20 protein-coding genes are annotated in these 20,631 nt (G+C 74.3%); 12 read left to right on the forward strand and 8 right to left on the reverse strand.

What is annotated here, in order from left to right:
* The first annotated feature begins 305 nt into the window (after nt 1-305).
* Complete coding sequence (locus tag OCT49_RS29905) at nt 306-527, forward strand: hypothetical protein (protein ID WP_148840270.1); 222 nt, start codon at nt 306-308, stop codon at nt 525-527.
* Between the two features lie 241 nt (nt 528-768).
* Here the strand turns inward: OCT49_RS29905 and OCT49_RS29910 are convergent, their stop codons facing one another.
* The 3 genes from OCT49_RS29910 to OCT49_RS29920 form a co-directional block, all read right to left on the reverse strand.
* A complete protein-coding gene (locus tag OCT49_RS29910; protein ID WP_283854914.1) occupies nt 769-1,122 on the reverse strand; it encodes an ArsR/SmtB family transcription factor in 354 nt (117 codons plus the stop codon).
* Nucleotides 1,123-1,512: 390 nt separating this feature from the next.
* A complete protein-coding gene (locus OCT49_RS29915; protein ID WP_283854915.1) occupies nt 1,513-2,442 on the reverse strand; it encodes a M56 family metallopeptidase in 930 nt (309 codons plus the stop codon).
* Nucleotides 2,443-2,446: 4 nt separating this feature from the next.
* Nucleotides 2,447-2,842: a BlaI/MecI/CopY family transcriptional regulator gene (locus tag OCT49_RS29920; RefSeq protein ID WP_283854916.1), complete on the reverse strand. Its 396-nt coding sequence runs from the start codon at nt 2,840-2,842 to the stop codon at nt 2,447-2,449.
* A 509-nt stretch (nt 2,843-3,351) separates the two neighbouring features.
* Here OCT49_RS29920 and OCT49_RS29925 point away from each other — a divergent pair.
* Nucleotides 3,352-3,933: a TerD family protein gene (locus OCT49_RS29925; protein ID WP_283854917.1), complete on the forward strand. Its 582-nt coding sequence runs from the start codon at nt 3,352-3,354 to the stop codon at nt 3,931-3,933.
* Between the two features lie 62 nt (nt 3,934-3,995).
* Here OCT49_RS29925 and OCT49_RS29930 read toward each other — a convergent pair whose 3' ends face one another.
* Nucleotides 3,996-4,385, reverse strand: coding sequence for a DUF6204 family protein (locus tag OCT49_RS29930; RefSeq protein WP_283854918.1), 390 nt, complete (start codon nt 4,383-4,385; stop codon nt 3,996-3,998).
* 268 nt (nt 4,386-4,653) lie between these two features.
* On the opposite strand from OCT49_RS29930, the gene OCT49_RS29935 reads away from it, so the two are divergent.
* On the forward strand, nt 4,654-6,621 hold the full coding sequence (locus OCT49_RS29935; RefSeq protein WP_283854919.1) for a DUF5107 domain-containing protein: 1,968 nt from the start codon (nt 4,654-4,656) through the stop codon (nt 6,619-6,621).
* A 26-nt stretch (nt 6,622-6,647) separates the two neighbouring features.
* On the opposite strand, the gene OCT49_RS29940 is transcribed toward OCT49_RS29935, so the two are convergent.
* Together OCT49_RS29940 and OCT49_RS29945 are read right to left on the reverse strand one after the other, a co-directional pair.
* Nucleotides 6,648-7,013, reverse strand: coding sequence for a VOC family protein (locus OCT49_RS29940; protein WP_283854920.1), 366 nt, complete (start codon nt 7,011-7,013; stop codon nt 6,648-6,650).
* Between the two features lie 103 nt (nt 7,014-7,116).
* Nucleotides 7,117-7,926, reverse strand: a complete 810-nt coding sequence (locus OCT49_RS29945) for a class I SAM-dependent methyltransferase (RefSeq protein WP_283854921.1) — start codon at nt 7,924-7,926, stop codon at nt 7,117-7,119.
* Nucleotides 7,927-8,156: 230 nt separating this feature from the next.
* Here OCT49_RS29945 and OCT49_RS29950 point away from each other — a divergent pair, with 230 nt between their 5' ends.
* The 4 genes from OCT49_RS29950 (at nt 8,157) to OCT49_RS29965 (ending at nt 12,298) form a co-directional block, all read left to right on the forward strand.
* Nucleotides 8,157-8,741, forward strand: a complete 585-nt coding sequence (locus OCT49_RS29950) for a TIGR03086 family metal-binding protein (RefSeq protein WP_283854922.1) — start codon at nt 8,157-8,159, stop codon at nt 8,739-8,741.
* A gap of 115 nt (nt 8,742-8,856) precedes the next feature.
* Nucleotides 8,857-9,708 (forward strand): SMP-30/gluconolactonase/LRE family protein, encoded by an 852-nt coding sequence (locus OCT49_RS29955; RefSeq protein WP_283854923.1) that lies wholly within the window; start codon nt 8,857-8,859, stop codon nt 9,706-9,708.
* Between the two features lie 256 nt (nt 9,709-9,964).
* Nucleotides 9,965-11,215, forward strand: a complete 1,251-nt coding sequence (locus tag OCT49_RS29960; RefSeq protein WP_283854924.1) for an aminotransferase class I/II-fold pyridoxal phosphate-dependent enzyme — start codon at nt 9,965-9,967, stop codon at nt 11,213-11,215.
* A gap of 27 nt (nt 11,216-11,242) precedes the next feature.
* On the forward strand, nt 11,243-12,298 hold the full coding sequence (locus OCT49_RS29965) for an MBL fold metallo-hydrolase (protein WP_283854925.1): 1,056 nt from the start codon (nt 11,243-11,245) through the stop codon (nt 12,296-12,298).
* Here the strand turns inward: OCT49_RS29965 and OCT49_RS29970 are convergent.
* Both OCT49_RS29970 and OCT49_RS29975 read right to left on the reverse strand, forming a co-directional pair.
* The gene (locus tag OCT49_RS29970; RefSeq protein WP_283854926.1) at nt 12,288-12,908 is read right to left on the reverse strand and encodes a DedA family protein; all 621 of its coding nucleotides are present in this window, start codon (nt 12,906-12,908) and stop codon (nt 12,288-12,290) included. The genes OCT49_RS29965 and OCT49_RS29970 overlap by 11 nt on opposite strands.
* Entirely contained in the window at nt 12,905-13,687 is a 783-nt protein-coding gene (locus OCT49_RS29975) for an MBL fold metallo-hydrolase (protein ID WP_283854927.1), read from the reverse strand. Before OCT49_RS29975 ends, OCT49_RS29970 begins: the two co-directional genes overlap by 4 nt.
* 268 nt (nt 13,688-13,955) lie before the next feature.
* Here OCT49_RS29975 and OCT49_RS29980 point away from each other — a divergent pair, with 268 nt between their 5' ends.
* The 5 genes from OCT49_RS29980 to OCT49_RS30000 all read left to right on the forward strand — a co-directional run bounded on the left by OCT49_RS29980 (nt 13,956) and on the right by OCT49_RS30000 (nt 20,610).
* Nucleotides 13,956-14,369, forward strand: coding sequence for a recombinase family protein (locus tag OCT49_RS29980; protein WP_283854928.1), 414 nt, complete (start codon nt 13,956-13,958; stop codon nt 14,367-14,369).
* Between the two features lie 79 nt (nt 14,370-14,448).
* Nucleotides 14,449-16,539, forward strand: coding sequence for a phage holin family protein (locus tag OCT49_RS29985; RefSeq protein ID WP_283854929.1), 2,091 nt, complete (start codon nt 14,449-14,451; stop codon nt 16,537-16,539).
* Nucleotides 16,540-16,609: 70 nt separating this feature from the next.
* A complete protein-coding gene (gene ligA, locus OCT49_RS29990) occupies nt 16,610-18,718 on the forward strand; it encodes an NAD-dependent DNA ligase LigA (protein WP_283854930.1) in 2,109 nt (702 codons plus the stop codon).
* A gap of 264 nt (nt 18,719-18,982) precedes the next feature.
* Nucleotides 18,983-19,807: a rod shape-determining protein gene (locus OCT49_RS29995; RefSeq protein WP_283854931.1), complete on the forward strand. Its 825-nt coding sequence runs from the start codon at nt 18,983-18,985 to the stop codon at nt 19,805-19,807.
* On the forward strand, nt 19,804-20,610 hold the full coding sequence (locus OCT49_RS30000) for a hypothetical protein (protein WP_283854932.1): 807 nt from the start codon (nt 19,804-19,806) through the stop codon (nt 20,608-20,610). Before OCT49_RS29995 ends, OCT49_RS30000 begins: the two co-directional genes overlap by 4 nt.
* The last annotated feature ends 21 nt before the right edge of the window (nt 20,611-20,631 follow it).

The raw sequence follows: 20,631 nt of genomic DNA on the forward strand, positions 1-20,631 counted from the left end.
ACCGAGGTCATTCGTTCCCGCCGCACCTTACGACGCACGCGCCCCGCCGACGAACTCGCACCTCCCCGACCGCGCGGGCGGGTTCGGCGCCGGTACGGACCGAGGCGCTCTCGTCCTCCGGCTCGACGCGAAGGGGGCGGGGCCATCAGGGCGGCGACGGGGGTGGGGGCGTCATCTAACACCCTTGCGGTGTGCCGCGGTTGAGGCGGCCGCCGCTATTCTTCTACAGTTGTGTAGAGAGTGCGGGGCGGGGTGCGTGCGCGCTCTGGTTCCCCGTGCTCGTCCATTGCTTCTGGGAGGGTGTCATGGCTTCGATCGACCTGGACAAGGTGCTGGACAAGGCGTGGGCGGACAAGAGTCTGCCCGAGATCCTCGCGGCTCCGGTCGCCGCGCTCAAGGGGGTGTCCGACCGGGACGGCGAACTCCTTCAGGAAGCCTTCGGAGTCAAGACGGTCTCCGACCTCGCCGAACTGAAGTACGCCCGCTGGGCCCAGGCGCTCGCCGCGCTCGACGTCGCCCCGAAGTAGTCCGGCCGACTGTCCTCGGTGCCCTCCGTCTCCGCGGGGGGCACCGATGCGGTCGAGGGCCGGTCGGCGGACATGTGGCGGATCCGTGCGAGGCGGAACCCCCGCACAGCCCTGCGCGTGCGGCCGCCCGCCATGTCCACCGGTGAAACGGCTGTGGGGCCGAGGGGCGGTGCTACGGCTTCGATCCGGCGAGCCCCTGAGGCTGTGGGAGCTGTCGCTTCGTGGTGCGGGCACTCTGCGGTCAGGGGGTGTTCCGAGGGGAAGCGATCGTCGGGGCGGGCCGGGCGGAGAGCTGTTCGCCCACGAGCCGCATCACGGTGAGGACGGCAGGGGCTTCGATGAAGTACACCTGGCGCCGTCCGTCCCTGCGGGCGCCGACGAGTTCGGCTCTCTTGAGGGCGGCAAGGTGCTGACTGATGGTGGAGGGCGCCCCGCCGACCTGCTCCAAGAGGTTCGTCACGTTGGTTTCCCCCTGTGCCAGGGCCTGGAGGATGCGCAGACGTGCCGGGGAGGCCAGGAGCCCGAAGGTTGCGGCCGTCCGTTCCAGGGTCTTGTCGGGTACATCCCCGAGAGCACCTTTGTCGTCCGCCGTCACCTGCTCGTACCCCTCTCCGGCCGACTGTGGCGCGCGTTGTCCGAATCTGCGCGCTCTGCTCGACCCCGGCTCATTCCGGGACGGCCCTCCCGCCCCCTGCCTCTACATGTATGTAGATTATCTGAGGGTGTGCGGCCTGAAGTGCTGAACCGCGCAAACGATGTGAAGGAGTGAACACCCCAGGGTGTTCAGGCGCCTGCTCGGCTCGCGCGGTGTGGGGCAGTGGTTTTCCACCGACGCGTCGTGGGTGGTCGCTTCCGTCTTGCGGAGGGCGAGGGCTGACCGTGTGGGGGAGGGGCGTGGCGCCCGCACGCCCCGTTCATGTTTTTCGCGGCCCTGCGAGAGGGCCGCGAAAAACATGAACAGGAGCCTCCCTCTTGCCCTGCTCGGTCAGATGGGGGTGGCCGCCTGCAGGATGAGGACGAGTGTGACCGCCGCGTTCGCCGATGACAGCGCCGACACGGCCGCGCCCGCCGCGGCCCCCCAGGCGGCCAGTCCGACGGTGGTGAACACCGGCGGCCAGATCCGCGTGGTGGGAGCCGGTCCGAGCAGGGCCGCGACCCGCCGCGGCACCGGCCCCGCGGCGGCGAAGTGGGCGAGCGTCGCCACGGGCGCGCCCTGGGAGAACAGGGCGGACTTGCCGACCGCCACGGCCACGGTCCGGCGGCTGCCGACCGCGAGCGCCGCCTCCTCGTCCGCCCATCGCTCCGCGGAGTAGGCGACGGCGGTGCGCAGCGGGCGCAGGAACGGGTTCGCGCGCGCCGCGAGCTGCACGACGAGCAGGAAGCGGTGATGGCGGCGGGCCAGATGGGCCCGCTCATGGGCGAACAGGGCCCGCCGCTCGGGTCCGTTCAGCCCGGCCAGCATCCCGGTGGTGACGACGATCCTGTTCCGCCTGCCGGGCAGGGCGTAGGCGTACGGGACGTGGTCGGGGAGCACCGCCACGGATGTGCCGGGCAGTCCCGACAGGGCGTGCTCGGCCCGCCGCCGTACCCGACGGTGCCGCCACACGGCCTGTGCGCACGCGGCGAGCACGGCGAGCAGGGCCGGAATGGCGGCGCGGCCGGCCACCTCGTCGTAGGGAACGGCTTTGCGCACCTCCGGGTCCGACCAGCCGTCCGGGAGCGGGTTGCCGGGCAACTGCGCGGTGCCGACCACCATCAGCAGGGCCAGGCACAGCGTGCTGCACACCGCGAGCACGGCCGCGGCACCCGTCAGCAACCAGGTCGCGGTTCTGGGGTGCAGATGCTGCTCGGCGAGGCGGGCGATCGGCCATGCCGTCAAGGGCAGTACCAGAGGCAGGAAGACGAAAACCCCCATGTGGCTACTCTTCCTCCTCCGCCGACGGTTTCGCCAGCAGGTCTCGCAGCAGCCGCTCGTCGCCGGGCGAGAGCGTGGTCACGAAACTCGCCAGCACGGCTTCGCGGTCCGTCCCGGAGTCCAGGACCTTTCGCATCCGCAGGGCGGCGAGACCGGCCTCGTCGGCGACCGCTGTCCACTTGAAGGAGCGGCCGGCGCGCTCGCGCACCACCGCGCCCTTGGCCTGCAGCCGGGTGAGGATGGTCATCACCGTGGTGTAGGCAAGACCCGCACCGAGGCGTTCCTGGACCCAGGCCGCGGTGACCGGCTCAGGTGCCTGGCGCAGCGCGGCGAGCACCTGCGTCTCCAGTACCCCCTGGCCGCGTCGGCGCGTCGTGTGCTCGCTGTTGTGGTCCGTCATGCCGTCGGTCTCCCGCCTCCCTGCCCCGCCTGCCGCTGGGGCCGGTTCATCGTACTGACCCGCCACCTGCCCGTCCCTCTGCGTTTCCCCGGCCTCCACCATGGCTGTACGAACGGATGTGTTCCGCCCGACGGGAGGGAACGGTTTCCCGGCCCTCGCGAGAGCCGACCACGGCCCGTTCGGCCTCTTCGTGCTCCCTTCCACTCCCCTCATTATCTACACCGTTGTAGATTTTTCTCCCCGCCGACCCGCCGACCCGCCGACCCGCCGACCCGCCGACCCGTCTCCCTGTCGTTCCGTCGACACCGGTCGGGCATCAAGGGGGGCGCCGCCCGCCCGCTGTGCTTGTCGCGTGGTGGGAAGGTGCCGCCTTTGGCTCGATCTCGCCGCTTTCCTCCCGGATTCCGGACATGCCCCGCCCGGAATTTCTACAGTGCTGTAGATTTTGCGGGAACTGTCGATGCGTCATCGAGCCGACACGCCTCGGCTCTGTCCGAAGGAGGAGCACGGTGGGAGTCACACTGACCAAGGGGCAGCGGATCAGCCTGGACAAGGGCGACGGCGGGAAGCTGGACGTCGTGCGCATGGGCCTGGGTTGGAAGGCCGCGCCCCGCAAGGGTTTCCTCGCCAGGTTCGCCGCCAAGGAGATCGACCTCGACGCGTCCGCGGTGCTCTTCGCCGGCCGGGAGCCCGTGGACGTGGTCTTCTTCCAGCATCTGGTCAGCGACGACGGTTCGGTCCGTCACACCGGCGACAACCTCGTCGGGGGTGTGGGGCAGGGCGGTGACGACGAGTCGATCCTCGTGAATCTGCCACGTCTTCCCGCCCATGTGGACCAGATCGTCTTCACCGTCAACTGCTTCACCGGCCAGACTTTCGCGGAGGTGGAGAACGCCTTCTGCCGCCTCGTCGACGAGAAGAGCGGCCAGGAACTCGCCCGTTACACCCTCTCCGGCGGAGGGCCCTACACCGCTCAGGTCATGGCCAAGGTCCACCGCGTGGGCGACGGATGGAGCATGTCCGCCATCGGGGAATCGGTCAACGGCCGTACGTTCCAGGACTTGATGCCGGCCATCGCCGGTCACCTCTGACCCGACCGCCTCGTCACCCGCAGCCTTGTCACCCGCCGTCTCGTCAAGAGCGGGGCCGGGCGTCAGTCCTGGTCCGTCGCGGACGAGGCTTCGGTGACCGTGCGGGCCCCGGAGCCGCGCCGCCCCTTGTAGTTGATCTTCATGGTGTCCATGTCCGTCACCGTGGAGCGCAGTTCGCCGTGACCGTAACCGTGCTCCCGGAGGAAGGTCTCCGCGCGGTCCTCGGCGATGGCCCCCGCCATCTCCTCGCCGTCCGCGGCGGCGGACACGACCACGTACCGGAAGCTGAAGTGCTTGAGCACCCGGTCGTACGCGAGCGAGCCCTCCTCGGTGAACTGCATGGCGCTCAGGCCGTGCCCGTCCACCTCGGCCAGCAGCCGGGCACGCGCCTCGTCCGTCAGGCCGTCCCAGGTGCCCCGGACGATCACTCGGTAGGTGTGCTGCGCGCTCATCGTGCTCCGCTCCGTGTTCTTTTCCCGTACGTGCCGCATCGGCCACCGCCCGTGGGCCGTGAGGGGCCCAAGGGTACGGCGGGCACGGGCCGGGCGCGCCCGGATTATCGCCGCTCGTCGCCGCGCGGGGCGGGCCGGGGCGGCGTGCCGCCCGTCCCCTTTGCGGAAGTCTGACGGTGGGACCCCTGGCCGGGGCGTTGTCCAGCGTGTTCCATGGTCATCGGGGCGCCCGGACCCGCGGCGGCCCGCGCGAGGGAGCGAGGTTGCCTTGGCCACGACCGTACGACGTGCCGTACTGACTCTGCCCGCCGCACCACTGGGCCCGGAGAATCCGTTGCCCGCCCTGCGGCCGCTCGGCGGGACGCATGCCGTCGACGCCCGCACCCGGGCCGCGCTGCCGCGCGACATGGCACGCCAGATCGGCTGCGCGCAGCCGGCCACCGTGCTGCCGGTGCGCGTCCTGGACGGCTACGGGCGCGAGCGCGTCCCCACCGGCCTGGACGCGATCGTCATCGAGAACGACCGGCTGCGGGCCACCGTCCTGCCCGGCCTCGGCGGTCGCGTCCACTCCCTCCACCACAAGCCGACCGGCCGCGAACTCCTCTACACCAACCCCGTGCTGCAACCGGCCGACTTCGCGCTCAACGGCGCCTGGTTCTCCGGCGGCATCGAGTGGAACATCGGCGCCACGGGCCACAGCACCCTGTCCTGCGCCCCGCTGCACGCCGCCCGGGTGCCCGCCCCCGACGGCGGCGAGATGGTCCGCCTCTGGGAGTGGGAGCGGCTGCGGGACCTGCCGTTCCAGGTGGACCTGTGGCTGCCCGACGACTCCGACTTCCTCCACGTCGGCGTACGGATACGCAATCCGCACGAGCACACCGCACCCGTCTACTGGTGGTCCAACACCGCCGTGCCCGAGGACGAACGCACCCGCGTCCTGGCCCCCGCCGACGAGGCGTGGCACTTCGGGTACGCGCACGCCCTGACCCGGGTCCCGGTCCCGGTGTCCGGCTCCGTCGACCGTACGTACCCGACGCGCGGCGACTTCCCCGCCGACTACTTCTACGAGGTGCCCGACGGGGCCCGCCGCTGGATCGCCTCCCTCGACGGGGACGGCCACGGACTCGTCCAGACGTCGACCGATCTGCTGCGCGGCCGGAAACTGTTCCTCTGGGGCGGCAACACGGGCGGCCGGCGCTGGCAGGAATGGCTCACCGGGCCCGGCACCACCGGCTACGCCGAGATCCAGGCCGGCCTCGCCCGCACCCAACTGGAACACGTCCCCCTCGAACCGGGCGAGGAGTTCAGCTGGCTGGAGGCGTACGGGCCGCTGTCCGCGGACCCCCGGGCCGTGCACGGCGATGACTGGGCGGCGGCCCGCGCGGAGACGGAACGGCGGCTGGACCGGGCACTGCCGCGCGCCGACGTCGAGGCCGCGTACGCCGCCTGGCGCCCGTTCGCCGACACCGAACCCGGCGAGTCGCTCGCCACCGGTTCCGGCTGGGGCGCCCTGGAGGTCCGGCGCGGCGGGTACGAACTGCCCGGCACCCCGTTCGCCGACACCACCCTCGGCGAACCGCAGCGCCCCTGGCTGGAGTTGCTGGACCAGGGCGCCTTCCCCGAACCGCTCGGGGCCCAGCCGCCGGGCCCCTCCCTGGTCTCCCCGCACTGGCGCGACATGCTGGAGACGGCGCCCGCCGACCCCCTGACCGAGTACCACCTCGGCGTCGCCCAGTGGCACGCGGGCGACCGCGCCCAGGCCGTGCGCAGCTGGGAGCGCGGGCTGGCGTCCGCCCCGTCCCGCTGGCCGCTGCTGCGGTGCCTGGCCGTCGCGGCCGGGGAGGGCGGCCAGCGGGACCGGGCCGCGGACCTCTGCGCCGAGGCGTTCGACGACCTGTGCGCGCGCCGGTACGACGACGGGGGGTGGACGGTCGCCGCGGTGGCGCTGGGCCGCGAGGCGATGGAGGCGCTGCTGGCGGCCGGACGCCCCGAAGGGGCCAGGGGCGTGTGGGCCGCGCTGGACCCGGAGATCCGGCGGCGCGGCCGCTTCCGCCTGCTGGAGGCCCGGTTGCTGCTCGCCGAGGGGGACCGGGCGGGCGCCCGGTCCGTCTTCGACGAGGGCTTCGAGGTCGCGGACCTGCGGGAGGGCGCGGAGATCCTCGGCGAGGTGTGGGCCCGGATCACGGACGACCCGCTGCCGGACAGGTACGACTACCGGATGCGTCCGGCGCGTTGACGCCCCGTCCGGTCCGGCCCGGGATCTCAGCCGACCGGGCCGGACGCCAGGGTGCGGTCGGCGTACTCGAAGACCGAACCGTCCGGGTGCACGGCGATCAGATTGCGGCCCACCGGCGTCGGCACCGGCCCGGCGAGAACGCGGGCCCCGACGCGGGAGAGGGTGGCGTGGGCGGCGTCGACGTCCTTGACCGCGATCGTCGCCGTCACCTTGCGCAGGATCTCCAGCTCCGACTCCGGACCGCTCATCAGGAGGAAGCAACTGATCGCGGCGACCGAGACCCCGCCGCGCTCGAAGCGCAGCGCCGAACTGCCGGTGAGGTCCTCGTAGAAGGCCACCGCGGCCTCCAGGTCGTCGACGCAGATGCGCAGCGTGGTTCCCATAATGTCCATGCGTACCAGGGTAGTTGGCGGTGCGTCGGCACGTGATCGATTCAGGAACGCGCCCTTCCGGGGGTACGGGGAGGCCGCCCCCTACCCCCGGAAGGGGCCGGGCTCAGGCCCGGCAGAGCACCTCGCCGTGCGGGACCATGAACCAGGCGTCGTCCCGGGTGCCCCACTCGCGCCAGGCCGCGGCGATCGCGGACAGCTCGTCGGCGGTCGCGTGGCCGCCCTCGACGGCGAGTTCCGCATAGACCGAGCCGACCGTGCGGTCCGCCCACAGGCCGCTCCACCACTCCCGGCTCTCCGGGGTGGCGAAGCACCAGGTGGCGGCGGTCGCGGTGATGTCGGTGAAGCCCGCCCGGCGGGCCCAGGAGAGCAGCCGGCGGCCCGCGTCCGGCTCGCCGCCGTTGCCGCGGGCGACCCGCTGGTACAGCTCCTGCCAGGTGTCCAGGGCGGCGATCTCGGGATACCAGGCCATCGCCGCGTAGTCGCTGTCGCGGACCGCCACGATGCCGCCGGGGCGGCAGACCCGTCGCATCTCGCGCAGGGCCCGCACCGGATCGCCCACGTGCTGGAGCACCTGGTGGGCGTGGACGACGTCGAAGGAGTCGTCGGGGAAGTCCAGGTCGTGCACGTCGGCCACGGCGAACCCGACGTTCTCCAGGCCGCGTTCGGACGCCGTGCCGGCCGCCCGGGTCAGGATCTCGCCGGCGGTGTCGACGCCGGTCACCCGGCCGGGGGAGACCAGTTCGGCCAGATCCGCGGTGATGGTGCCCGGGCCGCAGCCGACGTCCAGCACGGCCATTCCCGGGCGGAGTTCACCGATCAGGTACGCGGCGGAGTTGGCGGCGGTGCGCCAGCTGTGCGAGCGCAGCACCGACTCGTGGTGCCCATGGGTGTAGACGGCGGTCTCGTTCGGCATGGCCGTGGATCCCTTCTCGGAACGCGGCCGCAAACCGGACCGCGAAGCGCTGATCGGTGCGGTCACCGTACGCCGGTATGTCGAATCATGAGATGGGTATCTTGAAATCTGAGACGTTCTCTGTGGGGCGGCGAGCGGCGGGCGACGGGAGTGGGGCACGGACCGGCACGATCCGCGCGGGCCCGGGGGGTGCGCTCGCGCCCCGGTCCCGGGCCGGGGAGAGTGGACCCATGACTTCTGTCTCCGCCGACGAGATCCTCGAACGCCACGGCGAGGCGCTCCGGCTCTTCACCGACCGGGTGCACGCGGTGCGCGACGACCAGTGGTCCGCCCCCACGCCGTGCACCGAGTGGACCGTGCGCGACCTGGTGGCCCACCTCACCGCCGAACAGCTCTGGGTGCCGTCCCTGGTCACCGAGGGGCGCACCGTCGCCGAGGTCGGTGACGCCTTCGACGGCGACGTGCTGGGCGACGACCCCGTGGCCGCGTGGGACCGGGCGGCGGCCGGGGCGCGCGAGGCGTTCGCAGCGCCGGGCGCCCTGGAACGGACGGTGAACCTGTCGTACGGGGACACCCCCGCCGACGCCTACTGCGCGCAGATGGTGACCGACGCGGTGGTGCACGCCTGGGACCTGTCCCGGGCGATCGGCGCCGACGAGCGGCTGCCCGCCCTGCTGGTCGAATTCGCCCGCCGCGAGGTCGGACCGTACGCGAAGGACCTCTCGGGCAGCGGCCTGTTCGCCCCGCCCGTCGCGACCCCGGCCGACGCCGACCCGCAGACCGCACTGCTCGCCCTGCTCGGCCGGCGGTCCTGACCCGTCGCCGGGTCGTTACCCTGTGCTCGTGATTCCGGTCGCCGACCGGAGCGCCGGAGGCGGGAGGCGGCAGGACCGCGCTCCCCGGCCGGCCCGGACGTCACGAGAGGCAGAAGTGAGCACCGCACACCTGGATGTGGCCGTACCCGAGCGGGCCGAACTGGGCGAGGGCCCGACCTGGGACCGGGCGACCGGTCGCGTCGTCTGGGTCGACATCCTCGCCGCGCGCGTGCACACCTACGACCCGGTGACCGGCCGTCGTACGGTGATGGCGGCCGAGCAGCACGTCGGGGCGGCCAAGCCGCGGGCCGGCGGCGGACTCGTCGTCAACCTGCGCGACGGCATCGGCCTGTACGACCCCGACGGGGCCTTCCGCTGGCTGGTCCACGACCCGGTGCCCGGCCGGCGCGGCAACGACGCGGCGGTCGCCCCGGACGGATCGCTGTGGGCGGGCACCATGCGGTACGACGGGGCCGAGGGCGGCGGCGGTCTCGCCCGCATCGCGGCCGACGGCGCGGTGACACCGGTGCCGACCCCCGTGTCCTGCGGCAACGGCGTCGGCTGGAGCCCCGACGGACGGTCGATGTACTTCGTCGACACGCCCACCCGCCGCGTGGACGTCTTCGACTTCGACGGCGAGCACGCCGTGAACCGGCGCCCCTTCGCCACGATCGAGGAAGGCGCCGGGTTCCCCGACGGGCTGACGGTCGACGCCGAGGGGGCCGTCTGGGTCGCCCTGTGGGACGGCGCCGCGGTGCGCCGTTACACGCCCGACGGCGCCCTGGACCGGATCGTCGAACTGCCGGTGCGACGCCCCACGGCCTGCGCCTTCGGCGGCGCGGAGCTGCGTGACCTCTACATCTCCACCGCCCGCACGGGCCTCGTCGCCCCGCACCCGCTGTCCGGTTCGCTGCTGGTGCTGCCGGACGCGGGCCGGGGGATGCCCGGCACGGCCTTCGCCGGCTGACCCCGCCGCCCCGCGCCCTGTCTTCCCCGTTCCCGCCCCTGCGTCCCCGCTTCTCGCGCCCGGCCGTCCCATGTCCGGTTCCCGCTGGAATGCCCCGTGTCCGGTTCCCGCCGGAACCCCGCCCCGCCGACGGGCGCCGTGGGCCGAACCCTCGTATAAAGGCCCTGGGGGCGGGGCCCGAAGGACCCGGGGCGGACCGGAGCCCCCGGTGCCGGACGGCGCGACAGGGTGACGGGCGGCGACGAAGGAGTCCCGGATGGCGCGGCAGCAGACCGGACGGGCGGGGCGCGGGCACCGGGGCGTACGGGAGGACCGGGGGCCCGTCCGCTACGGACCGCCCGCCCACGACCCCGGACTCCCGGTCCTGCCCGAGCTGGCCGAGGTGCTCGCCGCCGCGGCGGGCCGCGCCGGGCCCGAACCGGCCGGCGGCGGCGACGCCCTGCGCGAGGCCGCCGTCGGGTACTGGCGGCGGCGCGGACTGCGCGGCGGCCCGGAACACGTCGCCGCGGCCCCGGGTGCCCCGGCGCTGCTGCTCGCCCTGATCGCGGCGTACGGCGGCGACGTGCTCATGCCGCGCCCCTGCCCGGCCTCCTGGATCCCGCAGGCCCGGCTGCTGGGCAGGCCCGCCTACCACGTGCCGACCCCGGCGGAATGCGGCGGGGTGCCCGACCCGTACGCGCTGTTGGAGACCGTGCGCAGGGTGCGCGCCGAGGGCGGCAGGCCCCGGCTGCTGCTGATCTCCGTCGTCGACGACCCGACCGCCACCGTCGCCCCGCCGGAACTGGTCCGCGAGGCGTGCGAGGCGGCGGTCGCCGAGGGGCTGCACGTCGTCAGCGACGAGACCTGGCGCGACACCCTGCACCGGCCGCGCGAGACGGTCCTGCTCAGCCCGGCCGAGATGTGCCCCGACGACGTCACGGTCGTCTGCGACCTGGCCGGCGCGCTGACCCCGTCCGGCTGGCCGGTCGCGGTCGCGCGGTTCCCGGACACCGGACGGGCCGCGGTGCGCCACGCCCGTACGCTCGACGTCCTCACCGCGCTCGGCGCGCTCGTCGCGGGGCCGGTCGCCGCGGCCGCCGCCCACGCGCTGCACGAACCGGAAGCCGTCACGGACCGGATCCGCCGGGCCGCCGCCCTCCAGGCGCGGATCGCCGCGGCGGCCCACCGGGCGGTCCTCTCGGCGGGCGCGCTGGCCAGGCCCCCGCAGGCGGGCCGCCACCTCTACGCGGACCTCGGGCCGCTCAGGTCCCGGCTGGCCGACCGCGGCGTCACCGACTCGCTGGAGCTGGAGGAGTACCTGACGGAACGCCTCGGCACGCCGACGCCGGGCGGGCACCGGTTCGGCGACGAGCTGGGGGCGCTGCGCGTACGGCTGGGGACCGGGACGCTGCTGGGCGCGACGCCGGAGCAGCAGACGGAGTCCCTCACCGCTGTGGCGCCCCTGGAATTGCCGCACGTGGCCCGAGCCCTGAGCATTTTCGCAGCGGCCCTCGACGAACTGCGATGAACGCACTGCGAAGACGGGAGTCCCTCGATGGCGGAACAGACCGGGCACCCCCTCCCCGGCACCGGGCGTCCGCAGCCGGTGCGCGGCGAGATCGCCGCACCGCGTCCGCTCGGCGAGGTCCGGGACTGGCCCAGAAGCTTCGCCGACCGGCTCACCGCCCCCCTCCCTGGTGTCATGGGCATGTCCCGACTGGCGCGGGAGCGGGCCCTGCGGCCCAACGCGGAGGGACTGCGCGGCATCCAGCGGCTCCCGTACGCCCCCGAGCCCCTGCCGGACGTCCCACCGGGGGCCACGTCCGTCACCTGGGCCGGGCACGCCAGCTGGGTCGTCCGCACCGGCGGCCTCACCGTGCTCACCGACCCCGTCTGGTCCCGGCGCATCCTCGGCACCCCGGCCAGGATCACCCCGGTCGGCATCCGCTGGAACGACCTGCCGCCCGTGGACGCCGTCGTCATCAGCCACAACCACTACGACCACCTCGACGCCCCCACCCTGCGCAGGCTTCCCGGGGACACCCCGCTGTTCGTCCCCGCCGGGCTCGGCCGCTGGTGCCGCCGCCGCCACTTCACCCGCGTCACCGAACTCGACTGGTGGGAATCGGCCGAGCTGGACGGCGTCCGGTTCTCCTTCGTCCCCGCCCACCACTGGTCCAAGCGCACCCTCACCGACACCTGCCGCTCCCTGTGGGGCGGCTGGATCATCGACGCCCCCGGGCCCGGCGGGCGACGGATCCACTTCGCCGGGGACACCGGCTACGGGCACTGGTTCGGCGAGATCGGCAGCCGCTACCCCGGCATCGATCTGACCCTGCTGCCGATCGGGGCGTACGAACCGCGCTGGTGGCTCGGCGACGTGCACACCGATCCGGAGGAGGCCGTCCAGGCGTACGAGGACCTCGGCGCCCGCGCGATGGCACCGATGCACTGGGCCACCTTCCTGCTCTCCGCGGAACCCGTGCTCGAACCGCTGACCCGGCTGCGCACCGCCTGGCAACGGGCCGGCCACCCCCGGGACCGGCTCTGGGACCTGCCGGTCGGCGGCTCCCGGCTGCTGGAACCGGCGCCCCGCCCCATCAGTGGCTGAACCGCACCCGCATCCTGCGCCACACCGCGGGCGCCCCGCCGACCAGCAGCGTCAGACCCACCGCCGCGGCCACCCCCTGCCACGGCTCGGGGAACAGCCAACCGCCCAGGACCCCGATCAGCTGGTACGTCGCCGCCCACGCCAGGCACGCCGGCACGTCGCCGCGCGCGAACCGGCGCAGCGGCATCCGCCCCAGCAGACAGGCCAGCATCACCGGAATCCGCCCCGCCGGCACCAGCCGGGACAGCACCAGCACCACCCCGTCGTGCTCGTCCAGCTTCTGCCGCGCCTGCGCCAGCCGCTCCGGGGCGGCCCGGGCGCTGAGCGCCCGGAGCCACTTCGAACCGTTCCGCGACCGCACCCCGCGCTGCCCGAGCCAGTACAGGCAGACATCGCCGAGGAACGCCGCGGCCGACGCCACCGCGAAGACGATCAGCGACGAGAACGGCGACGACTGGTGCAGCGCCACCACCGCGGCCGAACTCACCAACGCGCCCGTCGGCACCACCGGCACCAGCGAGCCCACCGCCACCAGCAGGAACAGGGACGGATAGCCGACCGCCTGCTGCGTCGACTCCGGGGGCAGCTGCCCCACCACCTCCTGGATCACCCGGCGGCCTCCGGTCGCACCCGCTCGCCGTGGGACAGCCGGTGCACCGCCACCTCCGGCGCCAGCAGCGCCGCCTTGCGGGCGAACTCGTCGCCCGGCGCGTGGAACTCGTGCGGCCGGACCCCGTCCATGCCGATCGGCCAGTACGTGCCGTAGTGCACCGGCACGGCCGAGCGCGGCGCCAGCCGGGTCAGCGCCTGCGCCGCCCGCCCCGCGTCCAGATGGCCGGGGCCCAGGTACGGGCCCCAGCCGCCCACCGGCAGCAGGGCGACGTCCACCGGCCCGACCGCCTCCGCCATGTCGTCGAAGAGCCCCGTGTCACCCGCGAAATACGTCCGGGCCCCGCCCTCGACCACATAGCCCAGCGCGGGGGAGCGGTGCGGCCCCACGGGCAGCCGCCTGCCGTCGTGCAGGGCCGGGACCGCCCGCACCCGCACCGCGCCGACGCGCACCTCCTCGCCCGCCGCCACCTCGGTGACCAGCAGCCCGCGCTCCGAGCACAGCCCCCGCAGCCCCGGCACGGAACGCGACGCGCCCACCGGCACCACCAGCCGGGTGCCGGGGGCGAGCCGGGCCAGGGACGGCAGGTGCAGGTGGTCGGAGTGCAGGTGCGAGACGAGCACGGCATCGGCGACCGCGGCCTCGGGGCCGGGCAGCTCGCCGCGCCGGCGCCGCAGATGCGCGAAGCGCCGTACGAAGAGGGGATCGGTCAGCACCCGGACCCCGGAGTCCTCGATCGTGCAGGTGGCATGACCCCACCAGGTGACTTCCACCGGCACGCGCCGCCTCCTCGTTCCCGGGCTTCCCGTTCCGGCCCCGCATCGAGCCTAAGGGCTCCTCGCACCCCACCGGGCCGGTCCGGCAGGAGAGGGGCGCACATGTGTTCCGGGATTCCGCCCCCGCTCACCTCCTCGTGCGCGGTGTGCGCCTTCTGGTACGCGGGCACGGAGGGTAAGGTCGCCGGTACGCCCAGGCAGGGCCCGGCGAATGCGCCCGGTGTGCGGGCGGAGGGCGGCATTGCCGGACACGGCCTACGGGGGATCGGTCATGGGGGACGTGAAGGACGTACGGGTGGCGGCCATCGCCAGCCTCACACCGCTCGAGCAGCTCGACGAGGACCCGTTCCTCGTGGACACCCGCAGCCAGCAGGACATGTGCGCCCGCTGGGCCGCCGACAAGGGATACGTCGTCACCCGGCAGCTGCGCCTCTACGGGCTGCGCCCCGATCACCACGCCCTGTGGACCGACGTCGAGAACGGCGACGTGGAGGTGTTCGTCGCCGCCAACGACCGGGTGCTGGCCCGCGCCCTCACCTCCGTGCCCGAGTTCGCCGCCGAGTGCGAGCGGCGCGGCGTGCGCCTGGAGGTCGCGGACCTCGCCGAGCCGCTGTACACCCCCCGCACGAAGGCGGGCGTGCACCGCAGGCTCTCCATGCCGACCGCCGGGTACGACGGCTGCTGACCGGCCGCCCGCGGTCCCGCTGTGAAAGGCTGGGGGACCGAGGCCCGGAACGACGGGGCCGGACGTGAGGTGGAACGGCGTGGGTGACGGGCGATGGCGAACGGCCGGCAGCGCCCTGTTGCGAGTGGTGTTGGTGTGGGCGGTCTCGACGCTCACGATGCTGGTGCTCGCCGGGATCCTGCCGGACTTCCAGCTCCAGTCGGCCGACGACAGCACCACCAAGATCGCGTTCACCGCGGCCTGGGGCGCCGGAGCGTTCGGTCTGCTCTCCGCCCTGGTCTGGCCGGTCCTGGTCCGGGCGCTGCTCATCGTGCCCGCGCTCGTCCTCGGGCTGCTCGTCTTCTTCCTGAACGGCTCGCTGCTGCTGGTCGCCCTCCGGCTCGTCCCGGACGGGCGCGGCGCCGTGGCGCCGGAGACGGCGGTGGTCGTCGCGGCCGTGATGTCCGCCGTCGCCTCGGCGACCTCCACCGCGCTCGCCGTCCGCGACGACAACGCCTACCGGCGCCGGCTCTCCCGGCTCGCCGACCGCCGCCGACGGCGCAGCGGCACGGACGCCGGCCGCAGCGGCCCCCCGGGCACCGTCTTCGTCCAGCTCGACGGCGTCGGCCACGACGTGCTCGCCCGCGCTGCCGAACAGGGCCTGATGCCGATCGTCGCGGGCTGGCTGGCGGACGGGGCGGGACACCGGCTCACCCCCTGGCGCACCGACTGGTCCAGCCAGACCGGGGCCAGCCAGCTCGGCATCCTGCACGGCAGCAACCACGACGTCCCCGCCTTCCGCTGGTACGAGAAGGAGACCGGCGACGTGATGGTCTCCAGCAGACCCGCGAGCGCCCTCGAACTCCAGCGCAGGGCCATCGCGCGCACCCGCGACGGCGGACTGCTCACGGTGGACGGGGCCAGCCGCGGCAACCTCTTCAGCGGAGGCGCCGAACAGCTGGCCCTGGTCCTGTCCATGGCGGCCCGGCGCGGCAAGGGCCGCCGCTCCAGGGCCGGGTACTTCGCCTACTTCTCCGATCCGGCCAACGCCGTCCGCACCGCGCTGTCCTTCGTCGCCGAGGTCTTCCGCGAGATCGGGCAGTCGCTCGCCGCCCGGATCCGGAAGGACACCCCCCGGATCAAGCGCGGCGGGCTCTACCCCTTCATCCGGGCCTTCGCGACCGTCGTCGAACGCGACGTGGTGGTGGCCGCGGTCATCGGCGACATGTTCGCCGGACGCACCGCCGTCTACGCCGACCTGGTCGCCTACGACGAGGTGGCGCACCACTCCGGGCCCGACAGCCGCGACGCGGACAAGGTCCTCGCCCGCCTGGACCGTTCGCTCGCCCTGATCGCCAAGGTCGCCGAGCACACCCCGCGCACCTACCGGATCGTGCTCCTCTCCGACCACGGGCAGAGCCCCGGGGAGACCTTCGCCGGGGCGTACGGCCTGACGCTCAAGGACCTGGTGCGGGCGGGCTGCGGGCTGCCCGTCTCCCGCCGGGCGCAGCGCACCCGCAGCGGCTCGGAGGCCCGCGACGCGGTACGGATCGCCCTGCACCGGCGGCCCGTCGAGGAGGGCGACGCGGAGCACCGCACGAAACCGTCCGACCCGGTCGTCCTCGCCTCCGGCAACCTCGGGCTCGTCTCCTTCCCCGACATCGAGGGGCGTGCCTCGCGCGAGCGGCTCGACCGGGAACGGCCCGCCCTCCTGGGGACCCTCGCCAACCACCCGGGCATCGGTTTCCTGCTGGTGCGCAGCGAGCGGCACGGATCGGTGGTGCTGGGCCGGGGCGGGGAAGAGGTCCCGGTGGCGGAACTGGAGGACGGGAAGGGGCCGCTGGCCCCTTTCGGCCCCGGTGCGGCGGACGCGGTGCGCCGCACCGACACCTTCCCGCACGTCGCCGACATCATGGTCAACTCGATGTACGACGAGGCCACCGGGCGGGTGCACGCCTTCGAGGAACAGATCGGCTCGCACGGCGGACTGGGCGGCCGGCAGTCCCGGCCCTTCCTGCTGTGGCCCGCGGACCTGTCGGCCCCGGTCGCCCCGGGCACGGAACTGGTGGGGGCCGAGCAGGTGCACGAGGTGCTGCGGCGCTGGCTGCGGGAGTGCTCCGGGCCCCAGGTCCCGATCGTGCGATCCGGCCCGGCGGACGAGGCCGACGGCACGGTCGAGGCGGCCGGCTGACGGCCGCGAAGACCGCTCGCCGACCCGGCCGCCGGGCCGCGGGACGGCGTTGTCAGTGGTGGACGGCAGGATGGGGGCCATGACGAACTCAGCTGTTGTGCTCGCCGATGCCGCCGCCTACGCCGCCGCGGTCGAAGAGGCCTCGCAGGCCGCCGCCGCGTACTACGCCACGGGCGAGAGCACACTCGACGACGACGCCTACGACCGGCTGGTGCGGGGGATCGCCGCGTACGAGCAGGAGCACCCGCAGGAGGTGCTGGCGGACTCGCCGACCGGCAAGGTGGCGGGCGGCGCCGCGACCGGGGACGTGCCGCACACGGTGCCGATGCTGTCCCTGGACAACGTCTTCTCGGCCGAACAGTTCGTCACGTGGACGGCGTCGCTGGAGCGCCGGATAGGCCGCCCCGTCGCCGCCTGGAGCGTGGAGCCGAAGCTCGACGGACTGGCCGTCGCGGCGCGCTACCGGGCGGGCCGCCTGGAACAGCTGATCACCCGGGGCGACGGCACCGCGGGCGAGGACGTCTCGCATGCGATCGGCACCGTGGTCGGCCTCCCCGGAGAGCTCGCCGAGCCGGTGACGATCGAGCTGCGCGGCGAGATCCTCATGACGAACGAGCAGTTCGAGCAGGCCAACACCGTGCGCACGGAGCACGGCGGCACCCCCTTCGCCAACCCGAGGAACGGCGCGGCGGGCACCCTGCGCGCCAAGGACCGCGCGTACACGGTGGAGATGACGTTCTTCGCCTACGGGGCCCTGCCGCTGCCCGACTCCGGGGAACTGACCGACACCCTCGCCGAACTCCCGCACAGCGAGGTCCTGGCGTACGTCGCCGGGCTCGGCGTGCACACCGCCGCGGACACGGACGTGGCGCCGCGCACGGTGACCACCGTCGAGGAGGTGCAGAGCCGGGTCGAGGAGGTCGCCGCCCTGCGCGCCTCGTTGCCGTTCGGCATCGACGGCATCGTGATCAAGGCCGACCTCGCCGCCGACCAGCGCGAGGCCGGTTCCGGGACCAGGGCCCCGCGCTGGGCCATCGCGTACAAGCTGCCCGCCGTCGAGAAGGTCACCCGGCTCCTCGGCGTCGAGTGGAACGTGGGCCGGACCGGCATCATCGCCCCGCGCGCCGTGCTGGAGCCGGTCGAGATCGACGGCTCGACCGTCAGCTACGCCACGCTGCACAACCCCGCCGACATCACCCGCCGCGACCTGCGCCTGGGCGACCGGGTGATGGTCTACAAGGCGGGCGACATCATCCCCCGGATCGAGGCGCCGGTCGCCCATCTGCGGACCGGCGACGAGAAGCCCATCGAGTTCCCCGAGGCGTGCCCGCAGTGCGGCTCCGAGATCGACACCAGCGAGCAGCGCTGGCGCTGTGTGCGGGGCCGCAGCTGCCGCCTGGTCGCCTCCGTCTCGTACGCGGCGGGCCGCGACCAGCTGGACATCGAGGGCCTCGGCGCGACCCGGGTCGTCCAGCTCGTCGAGGCCGGTCTGGTGGCCGACTTCGCCGACCTCTTCACCCTCGACCGCGAACAGCTGCTCGGCCTGGACCGGATGGGCGAGACCAGCACCGACAACCTCCTGGCCGCCATCGAGACGGCCCGGACCCAGCCGCTCTCCCGGGTCTTCTGCGCCCTGGGCGTACGCGGCACCGGCCGCTCCATGTCCCGGCGGATCGCCCGGTACTTCGCGGACATGGACCGGATCAGGGCCGCGGACGAGGAGGAGCTCCAGCGGGTCGACGGGATCGGCAAGGAGAAGGCCGCCGGCGTCGTCGCCGAGCTGGTGGAGCTGGCCCCGCTGATCGAGAAGCTGGTGGCCGCCGGGGTCAACATGACGGAACCCGGTGCGACGCCCCCGCCCGCCCCGGGCGAGGAGAGCGAGCAGACGGCGGACGCCGCCGCGGACGGGGCGGGCGGCCTCCCGCTGGACGGCATGACCGTGGTGGTCACCGGGGCCATGACCGGCGCGCTGGAGAAGCTCTCCCGCAACGAGATGAACGAGCTGATCGAGCGGGCGGGCGGCAAGTCCTCGTCCAGCGTCTCCAAGCGCACCACGCTCCTGGTCGCCGGGGAGAAGGCCGGGGCCAAGCGCACCAAGGCCGAGGACCTCGGCATCCGGATCGCCGCACCGGACGAGTTCGCCGAACTGCTCGCCGGATTCCTGCCCTCGGAGGTGTGACGCACGGCGCGGACCCGGTGCGCCCCACGGGAGCCGCGGTGTACGCCCCAGGGGAGCCGCGGTGCGGCGCACGGCGGAGGCGTGGCACGGCCTACGGCGGAGGAGTGGTGCGGCGCACCGGGGCCGTGCTGACCGAGCCCTTTGATTTTGCCCGGGAGTGGCTTTCTTTGCCTCCCTATTGCATAGTGAGGGCTCGGCCATGCCTCGCTATCAGCGGGTCCATGGGTGGGTGAACGGCTGTGGCGACAGGCCGGAGGAGGGACGATGCGTTCTCTGCACCACGGACGCCGGCCCGACCGGCCCGCCGGCCACGGGTACCGGGGCGTCACCCGTGGCCTCGCCATCGATCTCGGCAGTTCCCGCACCCGGGCCTGGATGCCCGGACACGGCGTCATCACCGACGCCCGCAGCGACTTCGGGACCGGCGCCGGGGCCGGGCACGGCCACCCGGTCCGGCGTGGCCGCATCGTCGACTTCGAGTCCTGCGGCCGGATGCTCGGCCGCATCGCCGACATGGCCCTGGGCGAGGACCGCACGGGTGCCGTGATCGTCCTCAGCCATCCGGTCCTCGCCGGGGCCGGGCACCGCGCCGCGGCGAAGGAACTGGTCGCCGCGCTCGGACCGGTGGACGTCATCGCGCTGGACAGCGCGCGGGCCGCCGCCGCGTACGCCGGCCCGGGGGACGGCGGTCCGCTGCTCGTCGTCGACATCGGCGCCGAACTCACCGAGACGACCCTGCTCGTCGACGGCCGGGTCCGTGACGCCCGCCAGGCCGAATCGGGGCTGAGCGACCTCGCCCCGTCCCAGCCCGCCGCCCCCGTCGTCCGCACCGTCCTGGACATGGTCACGGAGATGTGGAAGCAGGACCGGCACGGCGCCGTCCTGGGCGCCCTGCGCAGGGGCCCGTTGCTCACCGGCGGCGGCGCGGCCCGACGGGACGTCACCGACGCGATAGCGGCCCGGCTCGGGGTGCCGGTGCGCCCCGCCGACGACCCGGCGACCACGGTCGTACGGGGCGCGGGAATGGTCCTCAGCTCCGTGCTCCGCCACGCGGGCGCGGTACCCGCCCTGCCCGGCCGACCGAGGTGACCCCCCTCCCGGGGCCGCCCCCGGGAAACGCGCACCCGGGGCCGCGTACGGCCCATGCCACCGCCCAACCGCAGGACGCCGCGCGGCCGCACGCCGGGACGCCGTCCCCGTACCCGACCCACCCGGCCGGCCCCGCCGACACGGCCGGGCGCCGCACCCCGCACGACACGCGCCGTACCCCGGGCGATACGCGCAGGCCCCCGACCGACACGCGCCGTACCCGGCCGGGCGTCCCGGCCGACGGCACCGCGCGGGCCGCCCGGCAGGCGCTGGTCGCCCTGCTCCTCGCCGTCCTCGCCGTGGTCGGCGGGGCCCCCGCCTCCGCGTTCCCCGCCCGGCCGTTCGCCGGGGTGCCGCCCTCCGAGGCGCACTCGCCGGGCGGTCACCGCCCCACCCCGCACACCGACCGGACCACCCGCACGGGCATCGTCGGCGACACCCGCCGCACCCGCGCGGGCACCGCCCCCGACACCCGCCGGGGCCGCACCGCCACGGCGACCGACCACCACCGGCCCGCGCCGACGACCGGCCCGGAGCCCCGGCCCCGGGCCGGTGCCGACCAGGCCCGTCCCCCGCACCATCTCCCGGCGCCGGGCTCCCCCTTCACGCTGCCCGGCACCCTCGGCCTCCGCGCGCCCGACCGGGCCCGCCCGCGGGCCCCCGAGGCCGCTTCCCCCACCATCGACCGCTTCCGTGCCGCGCTTCCGGGCGTGCGCGGACCTCCGAGGACGGCCGCGCCCCGGCCACCGGTCCTGTCACCGGTCCCGTTCCACGCAACCGCCGTACCGTCCTCGCCGAGGTGAGGACGCCCGGCGTCCCCTCGG

Source organism: Streptomyces sp. ML-6, from assembly GCF_030116705.1.
Classification (GTDB): Bacteria; Actinomycetota; Actinomycetes; order Streptomycetales; family Streptomycetaceae; genus Streptomyces.